13 protein-coding genes are annotated in these 18,788 nt (G+C 46.4%); 7 read left to right on the top strand and 6 right to left on the bottom strand.

The window, feature by feature from the left end; translation table 11 throughout:
• Nucleotides 1-13 precede the first annotated feature (13 nt).
• Nucleotides 14-3,262: an FtsX-like permease family protein gene (locus tag ACESPQ_RS02985; RefSeq protein WP_257333725.1), complete on the bottom strand. Its 3,249-nt coding sequence runs from the start codon at nucleotides 3,260-3,262 to the stop codon at nucleotides 14-16.
• 1 nt (nucleotide 3,263) lies between these two features.
• Complete coding sequence (locus ACESPQ_RS02980) at nucleotides 3,264-3,968, bottom strand: ABC transporter ATP-binding protein (RefSeq protein ID WP_002605795.1); 705 nt, start codon at nucleotides 3,966-3,968, stop codon at nucleotides 3,264-3,266.
• A gap of 312 nt (nucleotides 3,969-4,280) precedes the next feature.
• Between ACESPQ_RS02980 and ACESPQ_RS02975 the strand changes: the two genes are divergently transcribed.
• The 3 genes from ACESPQ_RS02975 to ACESPQ_RS02965 are packed head-to-tail and all read left to right on the top strand — an operon-like array spanning nucleotide 4,281 to nucleotide 6,056.
• Entirely contained in the window at nucleotides 4,281-4,613 is a 333-nt protein-coding gene (locus tag ACESPQ_RS02975; RefSeq protein ID WP_022300339.1) for a PadR family transcriptional regulator, read from the top strand.
• Complete coding sequence (locus ACESPQ_RS02970) at nucleotides 4,603-5,283, top strand: hypothetical protein (RefSeq protein ID WP_002605797.1); 681 nt, start codon at nucleotides 4,603-4,605, stop codon at nucleotides 5,281-5,283. The genes ACESPQ_RS02975 and ACESPQ_RS02970 overlap by 11 nt, the downstream gene beginning before the upstream one ends.
• Nucleotides 5,280-6,056 (top strand): pentapeptide repeat-containing protein, encoded by a 777-nt coding sequence (locus tag ACESPQ_RS02965; RefSeq protein ID WP_022300338.1) that lies wholly within the window; start codon nucleotides 5,280-5,282, stop codon nucleotides 6,054-6,056. The genes ACESPQ_RS02970 and ACESPQ_RS02965 overlap by 4 nt, the downstream gene beginning before the upstream one ends.
• 210 nt (nucleotides 6,057-6,266) lie before the next feature.
• Here the strand turns inward: ACESPQ_RS02965 and ACESPQ_RS02960 are convergent, their stop codons facing one another.
• Nucleotides 6,267-8,471, bottom strand: coding sequence for an EAL domain-containing protein (locus tag ACESPQ_RS02960; RefSeq protein WP_002605799.1), 2,205 nt, complete (start codon nucleotides 8,469-8,471; stop codon nucleotides 6,267-6,269).
• 226 nt (nucleotides 8,472-8,697) lie between these two features.
• On the opposite strand from ACESPQ_RS02960, the gene ACESPQ_RS02955 reads away from it, so the two are divergent.
• Nucleotides 8,698-10,665: a penicillin-binding transpeptidase domain-containing protein gene (locus tag ACESPQ_RS02955; protein WP_022300336.1), complete on the top strand. Its 1,968-nt coding sequence runs from the start codon at nucleotides 8,698-8,700 to the stop codon at nucleotides 10,663-10,665.
• Nucleotides 10,666-10,803: 138 nt separating this feature from the next.
• The gene (locus ACESPQ_RS02950) at nucleotides 10,804-11,169 is read left to right on the top strand and encodes a VOC family protein (RefSeq protein WP_022300335.1); all 366 of its coding nucleotides are present in this window, start codon (nucleotides 10,804-10,806) and stop codon (nucleotides 11,167-11,169) included.
• 647 nt (nucleotides 11,170-11,816) lie between these two features.
• Here ACESPQ_RS02950 and ACESPQ_RS02945 read toward each other — a convergent pair.
• The gene (locus ACESPQ_RS02945; protein ID WP_233105292.1) at nucleotides 11,817-13,253 is read right to left on the bottom strand and encodes a hypothetical protein; all 1,437 of its coding nucleotides are present in this window, start codon (nucleotides 13,251-13,253) and stop codon (nucleotides 11,817-11,819) included.
• Nucleotides 13,254-13,334: 81 nt separating this feature from the next.
• Entirely contained in the window at nucleotides 13,335-13,457 is a 123-nt protein-coding gene (locus tag ACESPQ_RS02940; protein WP_257270545.1) for a hypothetical protein, read from the bottom strand.
• Between the two features lie 594 nt (nucleotides 13,458-14,051).
• On the opposite strand from ACESPQ_RS02940, the gene ACESPQ_RS02935 reads away from it, so the two are divergent.
• Nucleotides 14,052-15,785: a GNAT family N-acetyltransferase gene (locus ACESPQ_RS02935; protein WP_002605804.1), complete on the top strand. Its 1,734-nt coding sequence runs from the start codon at nucleotides 14,052-14,054 to the stop codon at nucleotides 15,783-15,785.
• 232 nt (nucleotides 15,786-16,017) lie between these two features.
• On the opposite strand, the gene ACESPQ_RS02930 is transcribed toward ACESPQ_RS02935, so the two are convergent.
• Complete coding sequence (locus ACESPQ_RS02930; protein WP_008816703.1) at nucleotides 16,018-16,470, bottom strand: nucleoside 2-deoxyribosyltransferase; 453 nt, start codon at nucleotides 16,468-16,470, stop codon at nucleotides 16,018-16,020.
• A gap of 492 nt (nucleotides 16,471-16,962) precedes the next feature.
• Between ACESPQ_RS02930 and ACESPQ_RS02925 the strand changes: the two genes are divergently transcribed.
• Nucleotides 16,963-18,642 (top strand): plasmid pRiA4b ORF-3 family protein, encoded by a 1,680-nt coding sequence (locus ACESPQ_RS02925; protein WP_002605806.1) that lies wholly within the window; start codon nucleotides 16,963-16,965, stop codon nucleotides 18,640-18,642.
• Nucleotides 18,643-18,788 lie beyond the last annotated feature (146 nt).

Genomic DNA, 18,788 nt, shown 5'->3' with positions numbered 1-18,788 from the left:
TGTTTTTCAGCTTCTATTCTACCGATTTCAGGGATTCCACCATCGGTATTTTTTTCAGCTTGCGATACATTACCAGATTCACAATGATGGCGAACACCATCGTGATTGCCACGGAATACAGGAAGGAAAGCTTTTCGATATTTCTTCCAAACATCACCGTATCCAGCTCTGCCAGCGACATAATCAAGGAGTGCAGGACGATTCCCAACACCAGCCCTGCCAGCGCACCGATCAGTGTCAGGAAAATATTCTCTCTGTATACATAGGCACTGACCTCCTTGTCATAAAAGCCCAGTACCTTAATGGTCGCAATCTCACGCAGTCTCTCCGATATATTGACATTCGTCAGATTGTAAAGTACGACAAATGCCAGCAGTCCGGCTGAGATAATCAATACAACAACAATGAAGGAAAGGGATGCAATCGTATCCTGGAAGGATGCTGCAATTCCGGAATAGAAGGATACAGAATCAATGGTATCCTTTTTCATAAAGGCATTTCCCAGCGCCTGTTCATCCTTTTCACTGCTGTCCCGCATGATGGCAAACATGCCGGTATTTTGCGGTGTCTTGTGATAGACACTCTTATAATAGGAGGGTGTCATATATACGATATGCCCCACATAGTTCTCTGTAATAGCCGCAATTTTCACATCCTTCTTTACACCGTCCCCATTGTCGATTGGGAAGGTATCGCCGACCTTCAGATGTTTATCCTTGGCGATTTTCTCTGTGATAACTGCTCCGTCATTGTTTAAGCTGATCGCTTCATTGGAGCCGCGCTGACGCAGGGAGATATACGTATGCAGGCTTTCCACATCCTGAGGAACATACAGGTCGATTCCCTTATCCTCTCCCTCATCCGCATAGAAGCCGTGATATACCGCCATAGCAGTGGCAGACTTCACACGGGAGTCCTTTTGCAGCTCGTTCAAATCCTGTTCCTTCTGGCTGAGCGTATCCTCACCTTTATATGTCATGGTGACATCAAATTTGAAGATATCCCCATACTGCTTCACCGCAATTTCCCCGATGGAATCCTGAATACCAAAGCCGGCTACCAGCAGGGCACTGCAGCCGCTGATTCCAATCACCGTCATGAGGAAACGCTTTTTATAGCGAAAGATATTCCGCGCGGTCACCTTGTAAATAAAATTGAATCGCTTCCATATAAATGGAATACGCTCCAGTAAAATCTTCTTACCGTTTTTCGGAGCCTTGGGACGCATGAGGAGGGCCGGCGTTTCAACCAGCTCCTTATAACAGGCCGCAAGTGCTGCAGCTACCGTTATCATGGAGGCAAGCCCGATGGCAAGGGCCGCCAGTCCGATATCCGCCTGCAGCTGAACATCCGGCAGTGTATACATAATTCCCCAGGCATTGAAAATCACTGTCGGGAAGACAATCATGCCAATTACTGCCCCGCAGATTCCACCAAGGATACTGGCGATCGCCGCATAGGCTACAAATTTCATCGCGATATCCGGCTTGGAATATCCCAGTGCCTTCAGGGTACCGATTTCCTGACGCTCTTCATCGACCATACGGGTCATCGTCGTCAGACATACCAGAGCCGCAACAAGGAAGAAGAACAGCGGAAACACCTTGGCAATCGCTCCCATGCGGTCCGCAGCACTTCCATAATCCATATAGGAGTAATGCGAATGGCGGTCCAGTACATACCATTTCGGCGTTTCCATGCTGTTGATGTCTTCCTCTGACCGATCCAGCTTTTCCTTGGCCTCCTGCAGCTTGGCAGCACCGTCCCTTTCCTGCTTCTCAAGCTCCAGCTTTCCCAGCGCGATTTCCTTTTGTCCGTTTGTTATCTTATCTTGTGCGGCCGCACTTTCCTGCTGTGCGCTCACTCTGGCGGATGCCAGCTGCTGCTTTCCCGTCTCAATCTGCTGCTGGGCAGTCGCAATCTGGGTTTCGAGTGCATGCAGCTGAGAGGCTGCCATGGTTACCATTTCCTGCATTGTTGATATCTGTGCTTCCAGCATCGTTAATGCAGGAGAAGCAACCTGCCGCGAGGTTTCCAGTGCCGCCTTTTTCTCCTGCAGCAGCTGTTTTTCCAGCTCTGTTAGATTCGGATCCTGCAGCTGCGTATCCACTTTGGCAAGTTCCTCATCCAGTGAGGACAGCTTTTCTTTGGCTTCCGCTATCTGCTTTTGTATCTGCGGCAGATTGTCATCCAGCTTTTTCTGCTGCGCGTCCAGATAGCTTTTCGCACTGGAGTACTGAGATTTCAGCTGGGACAGGGTCTGTTCACTCTGCTGCAGCTGTGCTTCCTTTTCCTGTATGGTTCTTTCCGCACTGCTTTTCTCTGCATTCAGGGTGGCCTGTCCAACAAGCAGTTCATCTTTTGCATTCTCCAGCTTGTCCTTGGCATTTTTTATTTCTGTCTCATATTTCTTTTTATTCTTCTCATATTCCTTACGACCAGCTTCAACCTTGGCAAGGGCTTCCTTTTTGATATCGTCAAAGCGTTCCTGTGCACGCTCCTCTCCCAGTGCAGTGATTGTGGTCTTCTTGGGATCGATGATATCGAAATAAGCATCCGCATAGGAGTTGGGCTTCTTTGCGCCGTCAACCGTCACATACACCTCCGTATAGTAAGAGGATTTGAAGTTGGTATCCGGAATCACCGCATAATTATCAATACTGCCGCTGCCGATGGCAGAGCTGCCCTTTTCATAGGACAGATAATACGGCATCGTTACCTCTCCGACGATTTTATAGGTTGAGCGCTTTAATGACGCATCCAGTTTTTCGTCCGTACCGCTCGCAAAGGTTATCGTTTCTCCGATTCTGGAATCCGCTCCCTTGATATTGGTGTATTCGATGACGCATTCATCTGCTTTCTGAGGAAGCCGCCCCTTGATCAACCGCATCTGATTGATATAGTTTTCATCCTCTGCCTTCGCATTCATCGGATAAGACAGCAGCTTGTAGACACGCTGCTGATTTTTATGCGTATTGAGTACATCCATGCTGTAGCTGCCATACACGCCGGCCACTCCATCCACCTGCCGGATAGCGGAAACATCCTCCTTTGTCATGCCGATGGTCGACATAATCTTCAGATCCATGAAATTATAGTCATCAAAATAAGTATCCGCAGTATTTTTCATCACCGGTACACTGTCCCGTACTCCGGCGAAGAAGGCGACTCCGATGCCGACGATGGCAAAGATGGAAAAGAAGCGACCGAAGGATTTGCGGATTTCCCGCAGGGTATCTTTCAGAAGGGCTTTCTTTTTCATATCAGTATTCAATCCTTTCTACCGGTAAAGGATGCTCATTGATCGTGATGCTGTCAATTTTTCCGTTTCGTACCTTGATTACCTTATCTCCCATGGCAGTCAATGCCAGATTGTGTGTAATCACTACAACACTGACTCCGCGCTGCCGGCAGGTATCCTGCAAAAGCTTCAAAATCTGTTTTCCGGTATTGTAATCCAGTGCCCCTGTCGGCTCATCACACAGCAAAAGCTTCGGATTTTTGGCAAGTGCGCGGGCAATTGCCACACGCTGCTGTTCTCCACCGGACAGCTGTGCCGGGAAATTGGAGGCACGCTCCTTCAGTCCGACAGCTTCAATTGTTTCATCGATATCCAGCGGCTGCTTACAAATCTGAGTTGCCAGCTCCACATTTTCCTTTACAGTCAGATTCTGCACAAGATTATAGAACTGAAAAACAAACCCAATATCATAGCGCCGGTACGTTGTCAGCTGCTTGGCATTAAATTTACTGATTTCGGTTCCATCCACAAAAATATTGCCGCTTGTTGAGGAGTCCATGCCGCCAAGAATATTCAGTATTGTGCTTTTACCGGCACCGCTGGCTCCTGCAATTACTACAAACTCCCCTTTATCAATGGTAAAATCCACACCGGCAAGTGCCTGGATTTCCACTTCCCCCATTTTATATATCTTTTTCACATTCTGAAATTCAATATAAGCGCTCATACCGGTTCCTTCTTTCTGTGCTTTTCTATATTATACTAGAAATATATCGGAGAAGACAGCCATTTTCCATAAAAGCTGATGCAAAGTTTTCGCTGATGATACATTCATCCCCAAAGGGCACCTGATGGACAAGTGCGAGGAAAGGCAGAAGGATGATGCGGTGTGGTAAAGTGCAGCGATCATGCAGATGAAAGAGACACGTTCCCGCCGTATAACAACGCTGAAAACAGAGAATAGGGTCTTGACGGATGCACTATCTTGTTTTACAATATAGCTGTAACTTGTATAACAAGATAGTGAGGAGGTGACGCCATGCTGCCAAGTCAGATGATGAAGGGTATTCTGGATAACTGTATCCTGATCGTGATTGCACAGGAGGATACCTATGGGTATGATATTTCGCAAAAGCTGAAGAGCTACGGATTTTCCGATATATCGGAGGGTACGATTTATCCGCTGCTTCTTCGACTGGAGAAAAACGGATGTATCAACAGTGAATTTCGCAAATCGGCTTACGGCCCCAATCGAAAATACTATACCATTACAAAAGCCGGTCATCTGGAAATACAGGATTTTATGAAGCATTGGAAGGAATTGCAGCAGGGTGTTGCCGCTGTGATGGGAGGATATGCATATGAATCGTAACATGCGAATGCTGCACAACGAAAATAATCGTCTGGATAAGACTTTATGTGAAGATTACCAAAAGCTTATGACGGATATCGTATGTTATCTGCGAGGTGCCGATATCAGTGAGCTGCAGCAGGAAAAGGTCCGCTATGATTTGACACTGATGCTGCTGGAGGCACAGCAGCGCAATGCACCTCTGGATGAGGTGTTTCCCGAGGATTACAAGGCATTCTGTGACACGGTTATCAAAGAGCTGCCACCGCGCTCACAGCTGGAAAAGCTGCGGGAGCGTTTGCAGATTGTCTTTCTCCTGATTGCCATTCTGGGCGTTATCAATCTGTTTCTTTCAAAGGACGGCCTTCATGCATTACTGCAGCTCGATATACAAAGCACCTATCCGCTTTCCTTATCAACACTGCTGCTGGATATCCTGCTGGGCATAAGCGCCGTTTGCATTGTGCAGTGGATTTGCCGCAGCAGCTTTGAAAATGACGATAAGACAGTAAAACGGCGGTTGCTGCTCCTGTGGCTGTTTACATTATGCATCAGTGTTGGCTGTATGCTGCTGTTTCAGAATATCATCGTGCTGCGAATTCCGATATGGCTGTTTGTACTGTTTTGCTTCAGCTCCTATCTGCTGTATCTGGCTCTTGCGTTCTGCAGCTGTAAGGATGTGGCTTCATGATTCTGGAAGAACTGGCCCTATATGCAGACTGTTCTCTATGCAGGGGACTTTGCTGCAGAGCACTTTATTTTTCAAAGCTGGATGGTTTTCCGCAGGATAAGCCTTGCGGTGTATCCTGCAGCTATTTATGCAGCGATCATACCTGCAATATTCATCATGAGCTGAAGCAGAAGGGCATGAAGGGCTGTCTTGGCTACGACTGCCTGGGAGCGGGACAATTTGCCGTTCAAAAGAATGTACCTGCGGACCAGGATATGTTTGCAGTATACAGAAAGCTGTTTTCCCTGCATCAGATGCTCTGGTATCTCGGGGAAGCACTGCTGCAGAAGGAAACTGCTTCCTTCCATGGGGAATTGCAGGTGCTGATTCAAACACTGGACACGGTACGCAGACAGCCCTGGAGAAAGGTACTTACCGCTGATATCGACTCCCTGCATGAACAGACCAACCGCCTGTTAAAAAAGACGATGCAGCAAAAGCAGCTTCGGCATCCTTATCCTCATAAGCATCCAATGGGAAAGCGGTTCACCAATAAAAGACTGCGAAGCACGGATTTCAGTATGAAGTCTCTGCTTGCCGCTGATTTGTCAGGCTGCGACCTGCAGGGCTCCTGTTTTCTGGGAAGTGATATGCGGGACTGCCGCATTGCCGGCAGTGATTTGCGTAATTGTTTCTTTCTGACCCAGATGCAGCTCAACACCGCCATCGGTGACAGCTTTACAAGGCTCCCCAATCACCTGCACATACCCACCCACTGGAACACGGTATCATAAAGCGGATGGCGTCAGAAAGGAAAGCCGATGCCTGATGAAACGTATTTCGCCCCTTGCCCTGTTATCGTTCTTTGGACATGCGGAGATGCTTTTATAAATGGCAAACAGGAAGTCTGCTTCATCCTGAACGGATATGTTCCGTACCCGGATGTTCACATGACTTCCTGTTTTTTTATCTGATTTCCATAAAAGCTGGAGGCAGCATGGCATCTACCGCAAAAGCTCCTCCAGTTTCTCGGGATGCATCGGTTTTCCAAAATAATAGCCCTGAATATCGTCCAGTCCCATGGTTTTTACCTTCTCATATTCCGCCTTTGTCTCCACACCCTCCAGCAGAACACGAATGTTCACATCATGGCATAGTCTGACAACAAACTGAATAAAGGTCGCATCAAATTCACTGTTTAAAATATCCTTAATGAAAATCCGGTCGATTTTCACAATATCCGCAGGGGAATTTTTCAAAACACCGAGAGAGGAGTATCCGGTTCCAAAATCATCCATGGCGATACGCACACCGATGCTTCGTATCTCCTGAAAGATCGCCTGCAGCTCCTCACTGCTTTTCACCATATAGCTCTCCGTCATTTCCACAATGATATTGCGGCTGGGAACATGGCACTTCTTCAGCGTTTCCTTCATGAATGTGATGAATCCTTCCTCATACAGCTGCAGGTAGGATAAATTCACACTGACACAGAAATCCGGACACTTTTTCAGCCATGCTGCACATTGCCTGAGGGCTGTTTCAAATATCCATTTACCGATGGTGAGTATCATCCCGCTCTTTTCCAGCAAGGGAATGAACACCACAGGCGATACATTGCCATACATGCTGCTGTGCCATCTGGCCAGTGCCTCCGCAGCGATTATACGGCCGCTGTCTGCCTCCACCTGCGGCTGATACTGCAGGGAAAAGCCTTCGAAATCATGTTCCATGCTGTAACGCAGCTGTTCCAGCATATCCAGCTCCTGCAGCTCTGTTTCCGACATTTTCTTCTCATAGAACGTCAGTCTGTTCTTACCATTGCGCTTGCTTGCCTCCAGTGCATAACCGACGTTCTTCGTCAGTGACATCATATCATCGCCATCCTTTGGAAAGCAGGCACAGCCGGCAGAAACCGTGCAGTGGTATTTCTTTCCGTTCAGAATGCGCTGATGCCCCAGCTCCTGCTGGAGCCTGTGATAAAAGCCGGCAATCTCGTTGGAATCGGTACAGCTCCTGAGCAGAACGATAAATTCATCACCATCATTGCGGTACAGCCTTGCATATTCCGGAAGAACAGACTGGATGATCTGCGCCGTCTTGGCCAGCACCTCATCTCCAAACTGGTGATTGTACAGCTTGTTGATGCTGGAAAAACCATCCAGATCCAGGATCATCATGAAGAAATGCTCCTCCTTGGCAACCATCATCTGCAGCGTATCCTCCAGCTCATATTTGTTAAACTGACCGCTCAGATAATCGATTTTATTCTTACGTCCCAGATTGGTGATAATGCCGGCAAACAAAACCGGCTGTCCATCCTCATCCCGCTCCACATGACCGCGGCATCTGAGCCACACCCACTCGCCTCTGCGGTTTCTGGCACGATACTCCACATTGTGAAAATCCACACGGCCATCGGCAATTTCCTGATTCCCTTCCAGAAATATCTTCTGGTCTGCCTCATGAATTCTTGCGCCCCATACATTGGCAGCATCATGCACGATTTCCGATGGGAGATCAAATTCCTCAACCATGGCACGGGAATATCGGAAGCAGGAAGGGTCCTCCTTCATATTGCATACATAGATATAATCATCGCTGCTCTGCATCAGGGCACTCAGCAGCAGATCCTTATCATAGGAAAACTGGCGCACCTCCTCACTTTCATGGTAAGGGCGCAGCGCAAAGGCTTTTCTTGACTGCTCCAGATGATAGCGGCGTTTTGACAGATACATTTCATCATCTGCACGCATAATGATTTTTTTCACTGATAGCTCCATATCCGCCATGATCTGTGTAATTCCGAAGCAGAAGCCCATGGTATAGGGAAACTCCCTGCTTTCTTCCTCCAGTTCATTCAGAATTTGATCCAGCAGGTTGCGTACCTCTTTTTTGGAAAGCTGTTGAAAAACAAGGAGAAACTCATCACCGCCCAGACGGATTGCGAAATCCCCGGTCTGCAGACTGCTGCGAATTTTTTCCGCTACCCTTTGCAGGATCCGATCCCCCTCCTGATGTCCACAGCGTTTGTTTACGGTATCCAGATCATTGATATCCAGAAGGACCGCAAGAAAGGAGGTACTCTGCGCTTTGGCTGTACGGATACAGGAATCCAGCAGCTCCTCCCCTGCCTCCTTATTCCACAGAGCAGTGAGATGATCATGCTGTATGTCCGCCTTACTGTTTGCCTTGCCTTTGCTTTGCATAGACGTCACCACCTTTTTGTTTCTTCTTTCATTGTACAACAAAAAGATGACGAAACAAATCAAAAACTGAGATTTCTGCCATATACTAGAAAGAAATCCGGCAGAGAAGGAGCCTCACTTAATTTCTTACAATTTATGGAAGGTTCTTTGTAAAGTTAAAACCGGCATGGAAATGCTTACCTGACCATGGTAAAATAGAAACATAAAATGAGGAGGTGCTTGCTTTATGACAGATAAAAAGAAACTCTGGGGGATCGCCGGTATCGTTGCGGCAGTTGCAATCGTTGCGGTTGCGGCGTATTTCTTATTCAGCGGCGGTTCAAAGCCGGAGTCCGTATTGCTTTCCTATACTGATCTTTTGAAAGAAGGCAAATACAAGGAAATGTATTCCCTGATCAGCAGCGACGCGAAAAAGAAATGGAAGGAAGAAGATTTTATTACGCGAAACAAAAATATTTATGAGGGGATCGACGCATCTGATTTCTCGATGGAAATCAAAGACAGTTCGGATACAGGGGATGACGGAAGCGAAATCAGCTATCATGTTCGTATGAAGAGTGCAGCCGGAACCATTGATTTTGACAATAAGGCGACGGTGGTTAAGGAAGACGGTGATTACCGTATTGTATGGGACAGCACGCAGATATTTCCGCAGCTGCATGATTCGGATAAGGTGAATGTGTCCGTTACCGAGGGGGAAAGAGGATCGATTCTTGACCGGAACGGAAAAGCACTGGCACAGCAGGGAAGTGTATTTCAGGTTGGCCTGATAGCAGGAAAGCTGGGAAATGAGGCGGACACGGTTTCTGCCATGGCCAGAGTTCTGGATGTCAGTGAGGACAGTATCAAAAAAGCACTGTCAGCCTCCTGGGTACAGGATGATATGTTTGTACCAATCAAAACCGTCACAACAGCGAAGCGTGCGGAAATCATTGAGGAGCTTCGAAAAATTGACGGTGCCTTTGTACAGGAAACCACCGGACGCGTGTATCCGTATGGCGAAATGACAGCGCATATCACCGGATATGTGCAGAATGTCACCGCTGAGGATTTGGAAAAGCATAAGAAGGAAGGCTATACCGCAACCAGTATCATCGGTAAGAGCGGTCTGGAAAGTATTTATGAAAGCAAGCTGAGGGCAGTCAGCGGCTGTAAGATCATTATTGTGGATGAAAATGGAGATCTGAAGGATACCGTTGCCGAACAGAAGGCCAGAAACGGTCAGGATATTCGTACGACCATTGATATCGAAGCACAGCGCTCCGCATACAATCAACTGAAGAAGGATGCAGGAAGTGCGGTAATCATAAATTCCCATACCGGTGAGGTTCTGGCAATGGTCAGTACACCGGCTTATGATCCCAATGATTTCGCAATGGGCATGGATAGCAAAACATGGGACTCCCTGAACAGCAACAAGCAGAAGCCGCTGTTGAATCGCTTTGTTTCCACCTATTGTCCGGGTTCTACCTTTAAGGCGATTACCGGAGCCATCGCTCTGGATTCCAAGACGATCACAGCGGAAACCACCTTTATAAAAACAGACAAATGGCAGAAGGATTCCAGCTGGGGAAAGAATTATGTAACGACGACGCAGTCCTATGCAGAGCCAAGCAATCTGAAAAACGCCTATATCTATTCCGATAATATCTTCTTTGCACAGGTAGCGGATAAGATCGGTGCAGAGACATACACCAGCTATCTCGATAAAATCGGATTCCGCAAGCAGATGGATTTTCCGTTCACAGTTGCGAAGTCCACGTATGGGGATGAACTGGAGAATGCACAGAAGCTTGCGGCAACCGGCTATGGACAGGGTGATCTGCTGGTATCCCCGCTTCATCTGACGGCCCTGTATACCGCCTATGTCAATGACGGCAGCATCCTGCAGCCATATCTGGTATATGAAGATGGAAAAGCAAAAACCATGGTGAAGAACGCGTACAGCGCAGCTACTGCGAAAACAGTGTTTGAAGACCTGCAGGCTTCCATGTCCGGATATGGTGATAACCCTACCAAAGCAGCCGGGAAAACCGGTACTGCACAGGTGAATCACGGGGAACAGGAAATCGGCTGGCTGAGTGCAGTCAATGATAACATAGCGGTTACCGTTATGATTGATGATACCAAGGATATTGGTGAAAGCCATTATGTCATACCGAAGGTGCAGAGTATTTTAAACGAGGTTAAATAGTACGTGTAAGGTATCCGGTGTTGACCGGATACCTTTTTGTACTTGCAGAAGCTTATGACTACAGCATTGTTTTTTGGCACTACTCTGTTCATTCCTGAAAGAACACGGTATAATACAGAGGTAGACGGAGGTGGAAATATGGCATTTCGCATTGTACACTGTAATATCAATGTAACGGATTTGAACAGAAGCATCGCCTTTTATGAGCAGGCACTGGGACTGCAGGTTGCCAGAAAGCTGGAGGCGGAGGATGGAAGCTTCACGCTTTGTTATTTGCAGGATGATACCGGCAGCTTTCAGATTGAGCTGACCTGGCTCAAAGATCATCCGCAGCCCTATGAGCTGGGCGAGAATGAGAGTCATATCGCTTTTGCAACAGATGATTTTGAAGCAGCACACAGACTGCATGAGGAGATGGGCTGTATCTGCTTTGAGAACAAAGAGATGGGAATTTATTTTATTCATGATCCGGATGACTACTGGCTGGAGGTTGTTCCGGCATAGGAACTTGTTTGGCTATACGTAAACATCTGCATTTTTTTGCAGGTGTTTTTATATGCAGTTATCGATGAATTCCCGGTTGTTTTTCAGTGAATCCCCTGAACAGAGCCGCACGGTGATCGCTCTTTTATTGACACAGACAGGCGATATTTCTTCCTTTCATCATAGAGGTATCCTTTAAAAAAGAAAAAGTTCATAAAAACCATAACATTTTAGGAGTTTACCCCTTTTCATACAGAATTGCAGATGGAGGATGCGGCAGTCTATCTTCTGGAATTCGATACGTAGGATGCTGTAAAAGCCAGGCTTACGAATACAACGTCTGCATAATGTCCATATGAAAAAGCTGAGTCCTGTATCGGATTCAGCTTTTTAGATAGTGCGATTCTTTGTACAGTGAACGTGAAGCTTACTCTTTGCTTTCATAAATGGAAGCAGCGCAGATCAGCTGACACCGGATCATTTTTCTGTTGCCAGGTTTTTAAAGGGCTGTGTAGGCAGAGCCCTCTGCAAACATAAGCATTTTGCCGGTAGCACTGTATACCTGCTTTCAGTTCCTGAAAGAGTGTATGCATGTATGATCATTTCCATATCATATGGTGTGTCATTTGCAAAGCACTTTTCTACAAATTTTCATTTTGCATGAGTATCTACTGTCGTGCTCTTTTTCTTTTTGCGGATACTGCCGCCATACCTGCACCGGATGTCAATAAGGTAACCAGCAGCAGACCCGTGGAAGTCGCATCCGCTGTATTCGGCGCTTCCTCCTGATTCTTTTGCGTGGATGCTTCCTGCTTCTTATCACCTACGGTAAACTTTGTTTCTGCATAATTTCCGTCATGATACGTAAAACGTACCGTGTAGCTTCCCTTTTCCAGCGTATTCAGATACTCCGGCTTCAGGGTTAACACCGTGCTTCCGGATGTGAGTGTATAGTAATCACTACTGAGTGCACTGCCGTTGATAAAAATACCATACAGATCTCTCAGCTCTCCGGAACAGATCAGCTCCAGGGGCTTATTGCTTCCCATGATATAGGTTTGGTTTCCTTTCGTGATCACAGGTGTTTTCGTTCTAGCTTGGATAAGCCATGTACTGCCGGCAGGATCAACCTTCAGGATTCCGTTATTGGAATTGGTGATGTATTGATCTTCTATCATGATATCAATGGAAGCATTGCTCAATTCCGTCGGTTTTCCACAGAATTTTATTTGCATTCTCGTATCACCTTTTGCTACTCCATCCGCTGCAATCACCCGCATTCCTTTTGGTAAAGAGTAAAACCAGGAGGAAATATCGCTGCCCTTTGCCAGTTTATGGAAGGCTGCATTTGTCAACGTAATCGTGCTGTAGCTTGCAATTTCTTCATTTACATAACCGGTAACTTTGATCCTATCCAGCGTTCCTCTTGCCTCGGTAGAAGCTGCTGTACCATAAACCTCAATCGTGGTGTCTTTATGAATATTCATGATACTGAGAGTATACATCGTTTTCTCATCGGCAAATGATCTCATGATACGCTTTTCACCATCGATGACAGCATACGGCACGGATTCAAATGCTGTTTTCTCATCTGCATTCAGCGTAAGAATTACATTATCCAGTGGGGTGACACCTTCATTTTTTTCCAACGTGGCAGTTGCATTTTTTAAGTTATCAGTATTCAGAATCAATTTGGAAGAAGTCAGTACGACTGCTTCCCCCTTCACTGAAATCGTGTAGGAATCAGTGACATCGCCGTATATAGAGACGTCATAGTTATAAACCATGGCGGTACTATCACTTTCCCTTCGTATTGTTACGTTGCTGTTATCGCTACGAGCAAGCGGACTGTCCGTAAAGTAATATCCGTCCTTCGCCCTGACAGTCAGGGTAAGCTTACCATCGGTTTCTGTCTTTAAGGCTGCGTCCGCATTTTTTAATGCCGTTGTGTCCAGTGATGCCGCAGGTGCTGCTTTCTCCTGTGCTGTAAGTGGTGTTTCGGCACTCACTTCATCCGCATGGATGCTTACACCCCCGCTCATCATGAACAGCATGGCCAGCGCCATACAGGATGCTCCTGTTCTTTCCAACAATCTTCTTTTCATATCCTTGTCCTTTCCGACAGCTACTCGCTGTCTGATCGCATCTGTTTTCCGTATCAGGTGTTGTATGAAGCTACGGTCTGCTCAGCGCTCTTCTTTATTTATATAGAACTGCAATACCGGCAGCGGAAATCGTAAATGCGCAAAGCAGCATTCCTGCGGAAGTCGCAGCTGCTGTATTCGGTGCAGCGGCATTCGTTTTTTCATTTGGTGTCACAGCCCTTTTATCATTTTCCACCCGGATGGATGCCTTGCGCTCATGTCTTCTTCCGCCTTTAGAGTACCCTGAATGCTCCTGTTCCTACGTTGTGCCTTTTGCCCCCCTCATCCGCCTAGCGGATTGTCATTTGCATGAAGCAGTGACATCGTACTCAGCAGCATATCGGCCGCCATCGCATATCCGCTACTCTTTTCATAAAAGCCCTCATACATGGTTTCTCCTCTCTTAGAAAAACAATGACGCTTTTGACATCACAGTTCCCCATGTGAATGTTTAAATGCTACATACCCTGATAAAATTCTATATATATCATAATATCTCAGAAGAATAATAGCGATACGGCACGCCCTTTCTTGAACAAATCTTGAACAATTTATCACATAGAAGTCACGTTTTGCCAATATAAAGTACGTCTGCATGCATATCCTGAAAAATCCGCTTCATCATAAGAAGAGATGGATTCTTTCGAATCATTGCCGTGCGGCTGTATCACCGAAGAACAGACAGGTAAACATTCCTTGTGCAAACATCTTGAAAATTTAGTGTTCTGGTCCTATAATGTACAGGAAAAGCGAGGTTCTATGAAAAAACTAACACTGGAAAACTGGCAGGAGCTGCAGCCGTATATTGCACTTGCCGATTATCATGAATACAATTCCAATACCATGACAATGCTGATGTGGACCAGCATGTATGAGGTCTATTTTGAAACTTATCCCAACTATGCCATCGCCTATACCTGCATGCCGCACCGTGAACCGGTCTGGCTGATGCCATATTGCACAAGGGATCATCGTTTTGAGGCTGTTCATGCGATCCGCACCTATTCTCAGAAGCATGGAATCGCCTTTGAAATTCATTCCATGACCAAGGAATTTAAAAACTGGCTGGTGGATACCTATCCGATGGAATTCCTTATATGGGACTGCTATGACGCAAGAGATTATGTATATGACCGCAGGCAGCAGGAAACATTGTCCGGTAAAAAAATGCAAAAGCGCAGAAATCACTTCCACGCCTTTTTAAAGCAGTATGAAGGACGCTTTGTTTACCGGCAGCTTGATGAAAGCACCAGAGAGGATGTCTATGCCTTTCTGCGCTACTGGCAGTCCTTCAAGGATGTGGATGACAGCATATCCGCCGAGGATACCGGAATTCATCTTTTGCTGGAGCATATAAAGGAGCTTCCGATCGAGGGCGGCTGTATCTATATTGACGGCAGACTGGAAGCATTTAACATTGCATCACGGCTGTCGAAGGATATGATTCAGATTCATGTGGAAAAAGCGAATCGTGAAATTCGCGGTCTGTATATCGCAATTCTAAAGCTGTATCTGGAAACACTGGAGGAGGACATCGTGTATGTCAACCGCGAGGATGATATGGGACTGCCCAAGCTGCGAAAGGCAAAGACGGATATGCAGCCGGTATGTAAAATTCAGAAATTCGGAAGCGTACATCAGGCGCTGAAAATCCAGCAGGCAGATGCTGCCTGGACAAGGAAAATCCGCTCCCTGTGGGAACAGCAGTTTCAGGAGGAAACGGCAGAAAGCACCCAGTTTTATTTTGAGCGCCTCTACCGTGAGGAAAACTGCCTTCTGCTGGTCAGTGAGGAGGAGCTGATCTGCATGCTGCAGCTTCGCCCCATGACAATCGTTCTGGATGGAAAGGATGTCCGTGTACCGTTTATTGTAGGAGTCGCCACCAATCCGGAGTATGAAGGCTGCGGCTATATGGGGATGCTGCTGCGGTATGCCTTAAAGACGGTACAAGGGAAGGCTCCGTTTGTATTACTGCAGGCTTATAACTGGGATTTGTACAAGAGCTTCGGATTTATTGAGCAGTATCAACGGGTTCGCTGGAAGCTGAAAAAACAGAGTGACGCTGCCGACGGCGGCACATGGAAGCAGGTAGAGGATGCACAGGATCTCTTAACCATGTATCTGCACTTCTGTGAACAGAAAAACGGCTGGCGGCGACGTGATCTGGCATATTATAAGAATCAGTTTCTTCCCAATGCGGCAATCTGGAATCAGAAAATCCTCGTCTATTGGGAGGATAACCAGCCAAGGGGATACATCGTACAGGAGGAATCAGCACAGGAGCTCCATATTCGTGAGTGCATCTATGCGGATGAGGAAGCCCTGCAGCATATGATGCGGTATTTGGCACAGGAAGAAAAAACGGTTTATGTCGATCTGGATACAGAGGCACAGGTGGAGGGCCGCAGGAAGCCGGAAACCTGTATGATGGTAAAACAGCTTGGGAAGCAGACATTTCCACAGGATTGCCTGTTTATTCGGGAGGAATTGTAAACAAGCTGCCTATGCCCTTATTATGAATGCAGAATGACTTATCTCCTCGATCTGACACTGTGCCTGCCGGAAGCCAGCAGCGCAGGAAGCCGGACAATCTGTGCACATAATTACATAAGCTTTTGAAAAAACAGCAGAATTGCTGTTCATCTGAAGAAAAAGGAAATCTCAAGCCAGCCTTTATACGGCATGGAAAGGGATTTCCTATTTTTTTGCTTACAGTCTGATTTTCTTACGCTTCCTTTAATAGCTCTTTCAGCTTTTCCACAGCCTCCGCAAAGCTACGCACAAAATATCCGTGCTTCAGGATTGCACCCAGAACATAATGATTCATCCCCATCGTCGGTACCGCATAGCAGTTGGCAGACTGCAGACGGATATCACTGTTGATACCGATAATAATTTTCGTATCCGATTTGATTGCGATTCCCAGCTCCACCATGACACCGGCATCCTCATTTGTCAAATCCGCTATGAAGATATCACACGCTTCCACAGCCTGTGTATCTCCCTCATAAATCATTTCCGGTGTCGGCAGGGATTGCTTGTTTTCGTTAAACGGCTGATCGATCGGATTGAAAATATCCAGCTCTGGAAATTCTCTTCGTAACATGACCCCTTCCGCTTTACGCTGGGCAACCTCTGCCTCATTAAACAGCGACCCTGCTACATAAACCTTTAACATCTGCATCACTCCTCATCTTTTCAAACTGCATTATACTATAGGATGCAGCTGTCCGTAAACGAAAACACCTTCCTGTTTTCTGCGTGACTGCCGCCTCATAACTGCTATAAAATTGCTCATAGCATTCCACTATCTGCCTTTTTTTGTGTATTGTGCTGTTTTATGTTAGCTGTACCGCTGTCAGCTGCTTTCTTCTAAAAAGTATATGGCAAATATGCGCAGTTGCTTATTCCTCCTGCTTTTTTTATACTATATACAGGTCATGACCTACTGCCTGGATTTTCCGCACGGACGCCGTCTCCTTCCTTTTACACGTGTGGAAAACCCGGCAGTTCAGCAGTGTTCAGGACTCTATTTTGCAGAAAATATGTTTCTTTTGGACTTCCTATGTATATCCTGTATATTTTTTCATCAGCATATGTAAAAAAGTGCGCAAATTGCATAAAACCTATAAGAAACATGATACAATAATTTAAAGGAAGGTGGTATTGTATGAAAGGCTATCAGCTGAAAATCACCCTGAAGGGTACATCGCCTCCCGTGTGGCGCCGTATCTGGATTCCGGCAGATATGACATTCCGAAATCTGCATGAGGCGATTCAATATTTATTTGGATGGATGGATTATCATTTATACGATTTTGAAATTGCCCGGGAGCATGTGAAGATCCTGTGCGATGATGGAGAAGCCTTTGAATTTGAAAGAGATACGGTTTTTAAAGATATGGATACCCCGCTGCATACCTATCTGAAAGAAAAGATGAAGCTTGTATATACCTACGATTATGGAGATAACTGGGAACATGTCATTCTGGTTGAAAAGCAGAATGAGGAGGCACTGTCCCAGATAAAGCTTCTGAAATGGAAGCAGGATAATCTTGCGGAGGATGCCGGAAATGTGGACGGCTATCAGGAAATCGTTGCGAAAGCGGCAGATGAAACAAACGAAGAGCATGAGAAAATGAAAAACTGGCTGGAAATGCAGCATATTCCCTTTGATGAGGAAATGGTGAGGGAGGATCTTGCCTCCATCACGCAGGAGGATATGTATTTCACATTGAGTCCGGAAGCCGGAATGGTTCTTAATGAAGCACTTGCCGCATTCATCAACCAGCTGGACAAGATGGAGCTTTGCGGTATGAGTTTGATAACAGCAGATGATCAGGAAACAAAAAAGGTGCTTGTAATCGCTCAGTATGAGGAAGGTTATAATATGCAGCTGTACGAGAATGAGACGGATTATATGCGCGGCGTGGAAAGTACACCTGAGCTGCCCGGCTATAATCTGTATGCCAACGGTGTAAGCATCATCTGTCTGGATCAGGGCTTTCAAAGGGGAGATGGCTGGGTAAGCGAGGATGGAACCTGTATTGTCAAAATCATGCAGACAGGCTATCTTCCTATGGATCCGGATGATGAGGCGGCTTATGAAATTGCGAATGACCTGCACGATTTTCTGGATATCCTGCAGTCCTGCGGCCACCGCAACCTGCCGGATTACAACGAGGGGCGAATGCTGTCGGGTATATGGAAAAAGGATGGCACGCTGGATATCAGTTATCCGGAAATCCGAATGCTGAATGAAAACATCACACTGCATTTGCAACCGGATCAGGCTGCTCTGCTGAACAGGAAGAAAAAAACGATCAGGGAGCTGCAGGTCGATCTGATTGCGGATTTGTTAGAAACAGTAGCAGATATCCGCCTGCCCCTGTATCTGACTCTTGAAAATGAAGATTATCAGCTGAAAATACCGCTGGATGATGAGAGCTATCGCGGTTTTGAGGAGATGAGCAGAAGTGTCGTATCCTTACTCTGCGGATTTATGGAAGAGTATGGAAGGATTACCACACTCATCGTTAATAATGATAATATGGCACAGATGCTCAGCGGACTATGTGAGGATTTATCAATAAAGCTGCGTATTGAAGACTTTATGAGTGAGGCACAAAAGCTCATGATGGAGGAGGACCTGCACCACGACTTTGAAATGCTGAATACGCTGGCAGGTATGAGTGAGGAGGAATTTTATCAGTTTCTCGATCAGCTCGATGAACACCAGCTGGAAGGCTTCAGTCAAATGATTGAGCAGTACATGGACAAATACGGACTGGACAGTGAGCATGACAGCCCGCTGCCGAAATTAAAAGCAAAAAAGCACTTCGATGCCTGAGTATTCTGTACGCAGAAGTCCTGTGATTGTCGAGAACAGAAGAAATGAAGCCAAGCCTTTTGATAAGAACAAAACAGTAAAAACGGAAAGCTGTATACATAGCATACGGCGCCTGCTCTTCTTATGCAATGCATAAGGTATCTTTC

The sequence above is a fragment of the Clostridium sp. HGF2 genome (assembly GCF_964240115.1).
Lineage (GTDB): Bacteria > Bacillota_I > Bacilli_A > Erysipelotrichales > Erysipelotrichaceae > Clostridium_AQ > Clostridium_AQ innocuum.
Note: the sequence above shows the minus strand (reverse complement) of the source record. Positions and strands in the feature narration are given on the sequence as shown.

Coding starts and splice junctions, on each gene's coding strand:
- ACESPQ_RS02930 (WP_008816703.1), bottom strand. CDS start 16,470: ATGTTAAAGGTTTATGTAGCAGGGTCGCTGTTTAATGAGGCAGAGGTT.
- ACESPQ_RS02975 (WP_022300339.1), top strand. CDS start 4,281: ATGCTGCCAAGTCAGATGATGAAGGGTATTCTGGATAACTGTATCCTG.
- ACESPQ_RS02940 (WP_257270545.1), bottom strand. CDS start 13,457: ATGAAAAAACGAATGCCGCTGCACCGAATACAGCAGCTGCGACTTCCG.
- ACESPQ_RS02970 (WP_002605797.1), top strand. CDS start 4,603: ATGAATCGTAACATGCGAATGCTGCACAACGAAAATAATCGTCTGGAT.
- ACESPQ_RS02965 (WP_022300338.1), top strand. CDS start 5,280: ATGATTCTGGAAGAACTGGCCCTATATGCAGACTGTTCTCTATGCAGG.
- ACESPQ_RS02950 (WP_022300335.1), top strand. CDS start 10,804: ATGGCATTTCGCATTGTACACTGTAATATCAATGTAACGGATTTGAAC.
- ACESPQ_RS02935 (WP_002605804.1), top strand. CDS start 14,052: ATGAAAAAACTAACACTGGAAAACTGGCAGGAGCTGCAGCCGTATATT.
- ACESPQ_RS02960 (WP_002605799.1), bottom strand. CDS start 8,471: ATGCAAAGCAAAGGCAAGGCAAACAGTAAGGCGGACATACAGCATGAT.
- ACESPQ_RS02955 (WP_022300336.1), top strand. CDS start 8,698: ATGACAGATAAAAAGAAACTCTGGGGGATCGCCGGTATCGTTGCGGCA.
- ACESPQ_RS02980 (WP_002605795.1), bottom strand. CDS start 3,968: ATGAGCGCTTATATTGAATTTCAGAATGTGAAAAAGATATATAAAATG.
- ACESPQ_RS02985 (WP_257333725.1), bottom strand. CDS start 3,262: ATGAAAAAGAAAGCCCTTCTGAAAGATACCCTGCGGGAAATCCGCAAA.
- ACESPQ_RS02945 (WP_233105292.1), bottom strand. CDS start 13,253: ATGAAAAGAAGATTGTTGGAAAGAACAGGAGCATCCTGTATGGCGCTG.
- ACESPQ_RS02925 (WP_002605806.1), top strand. CDS start 16,963: ATGAAAGGCTATCAGCTGAAAATCACCCTGAAGGGTACATCGCCTCCC.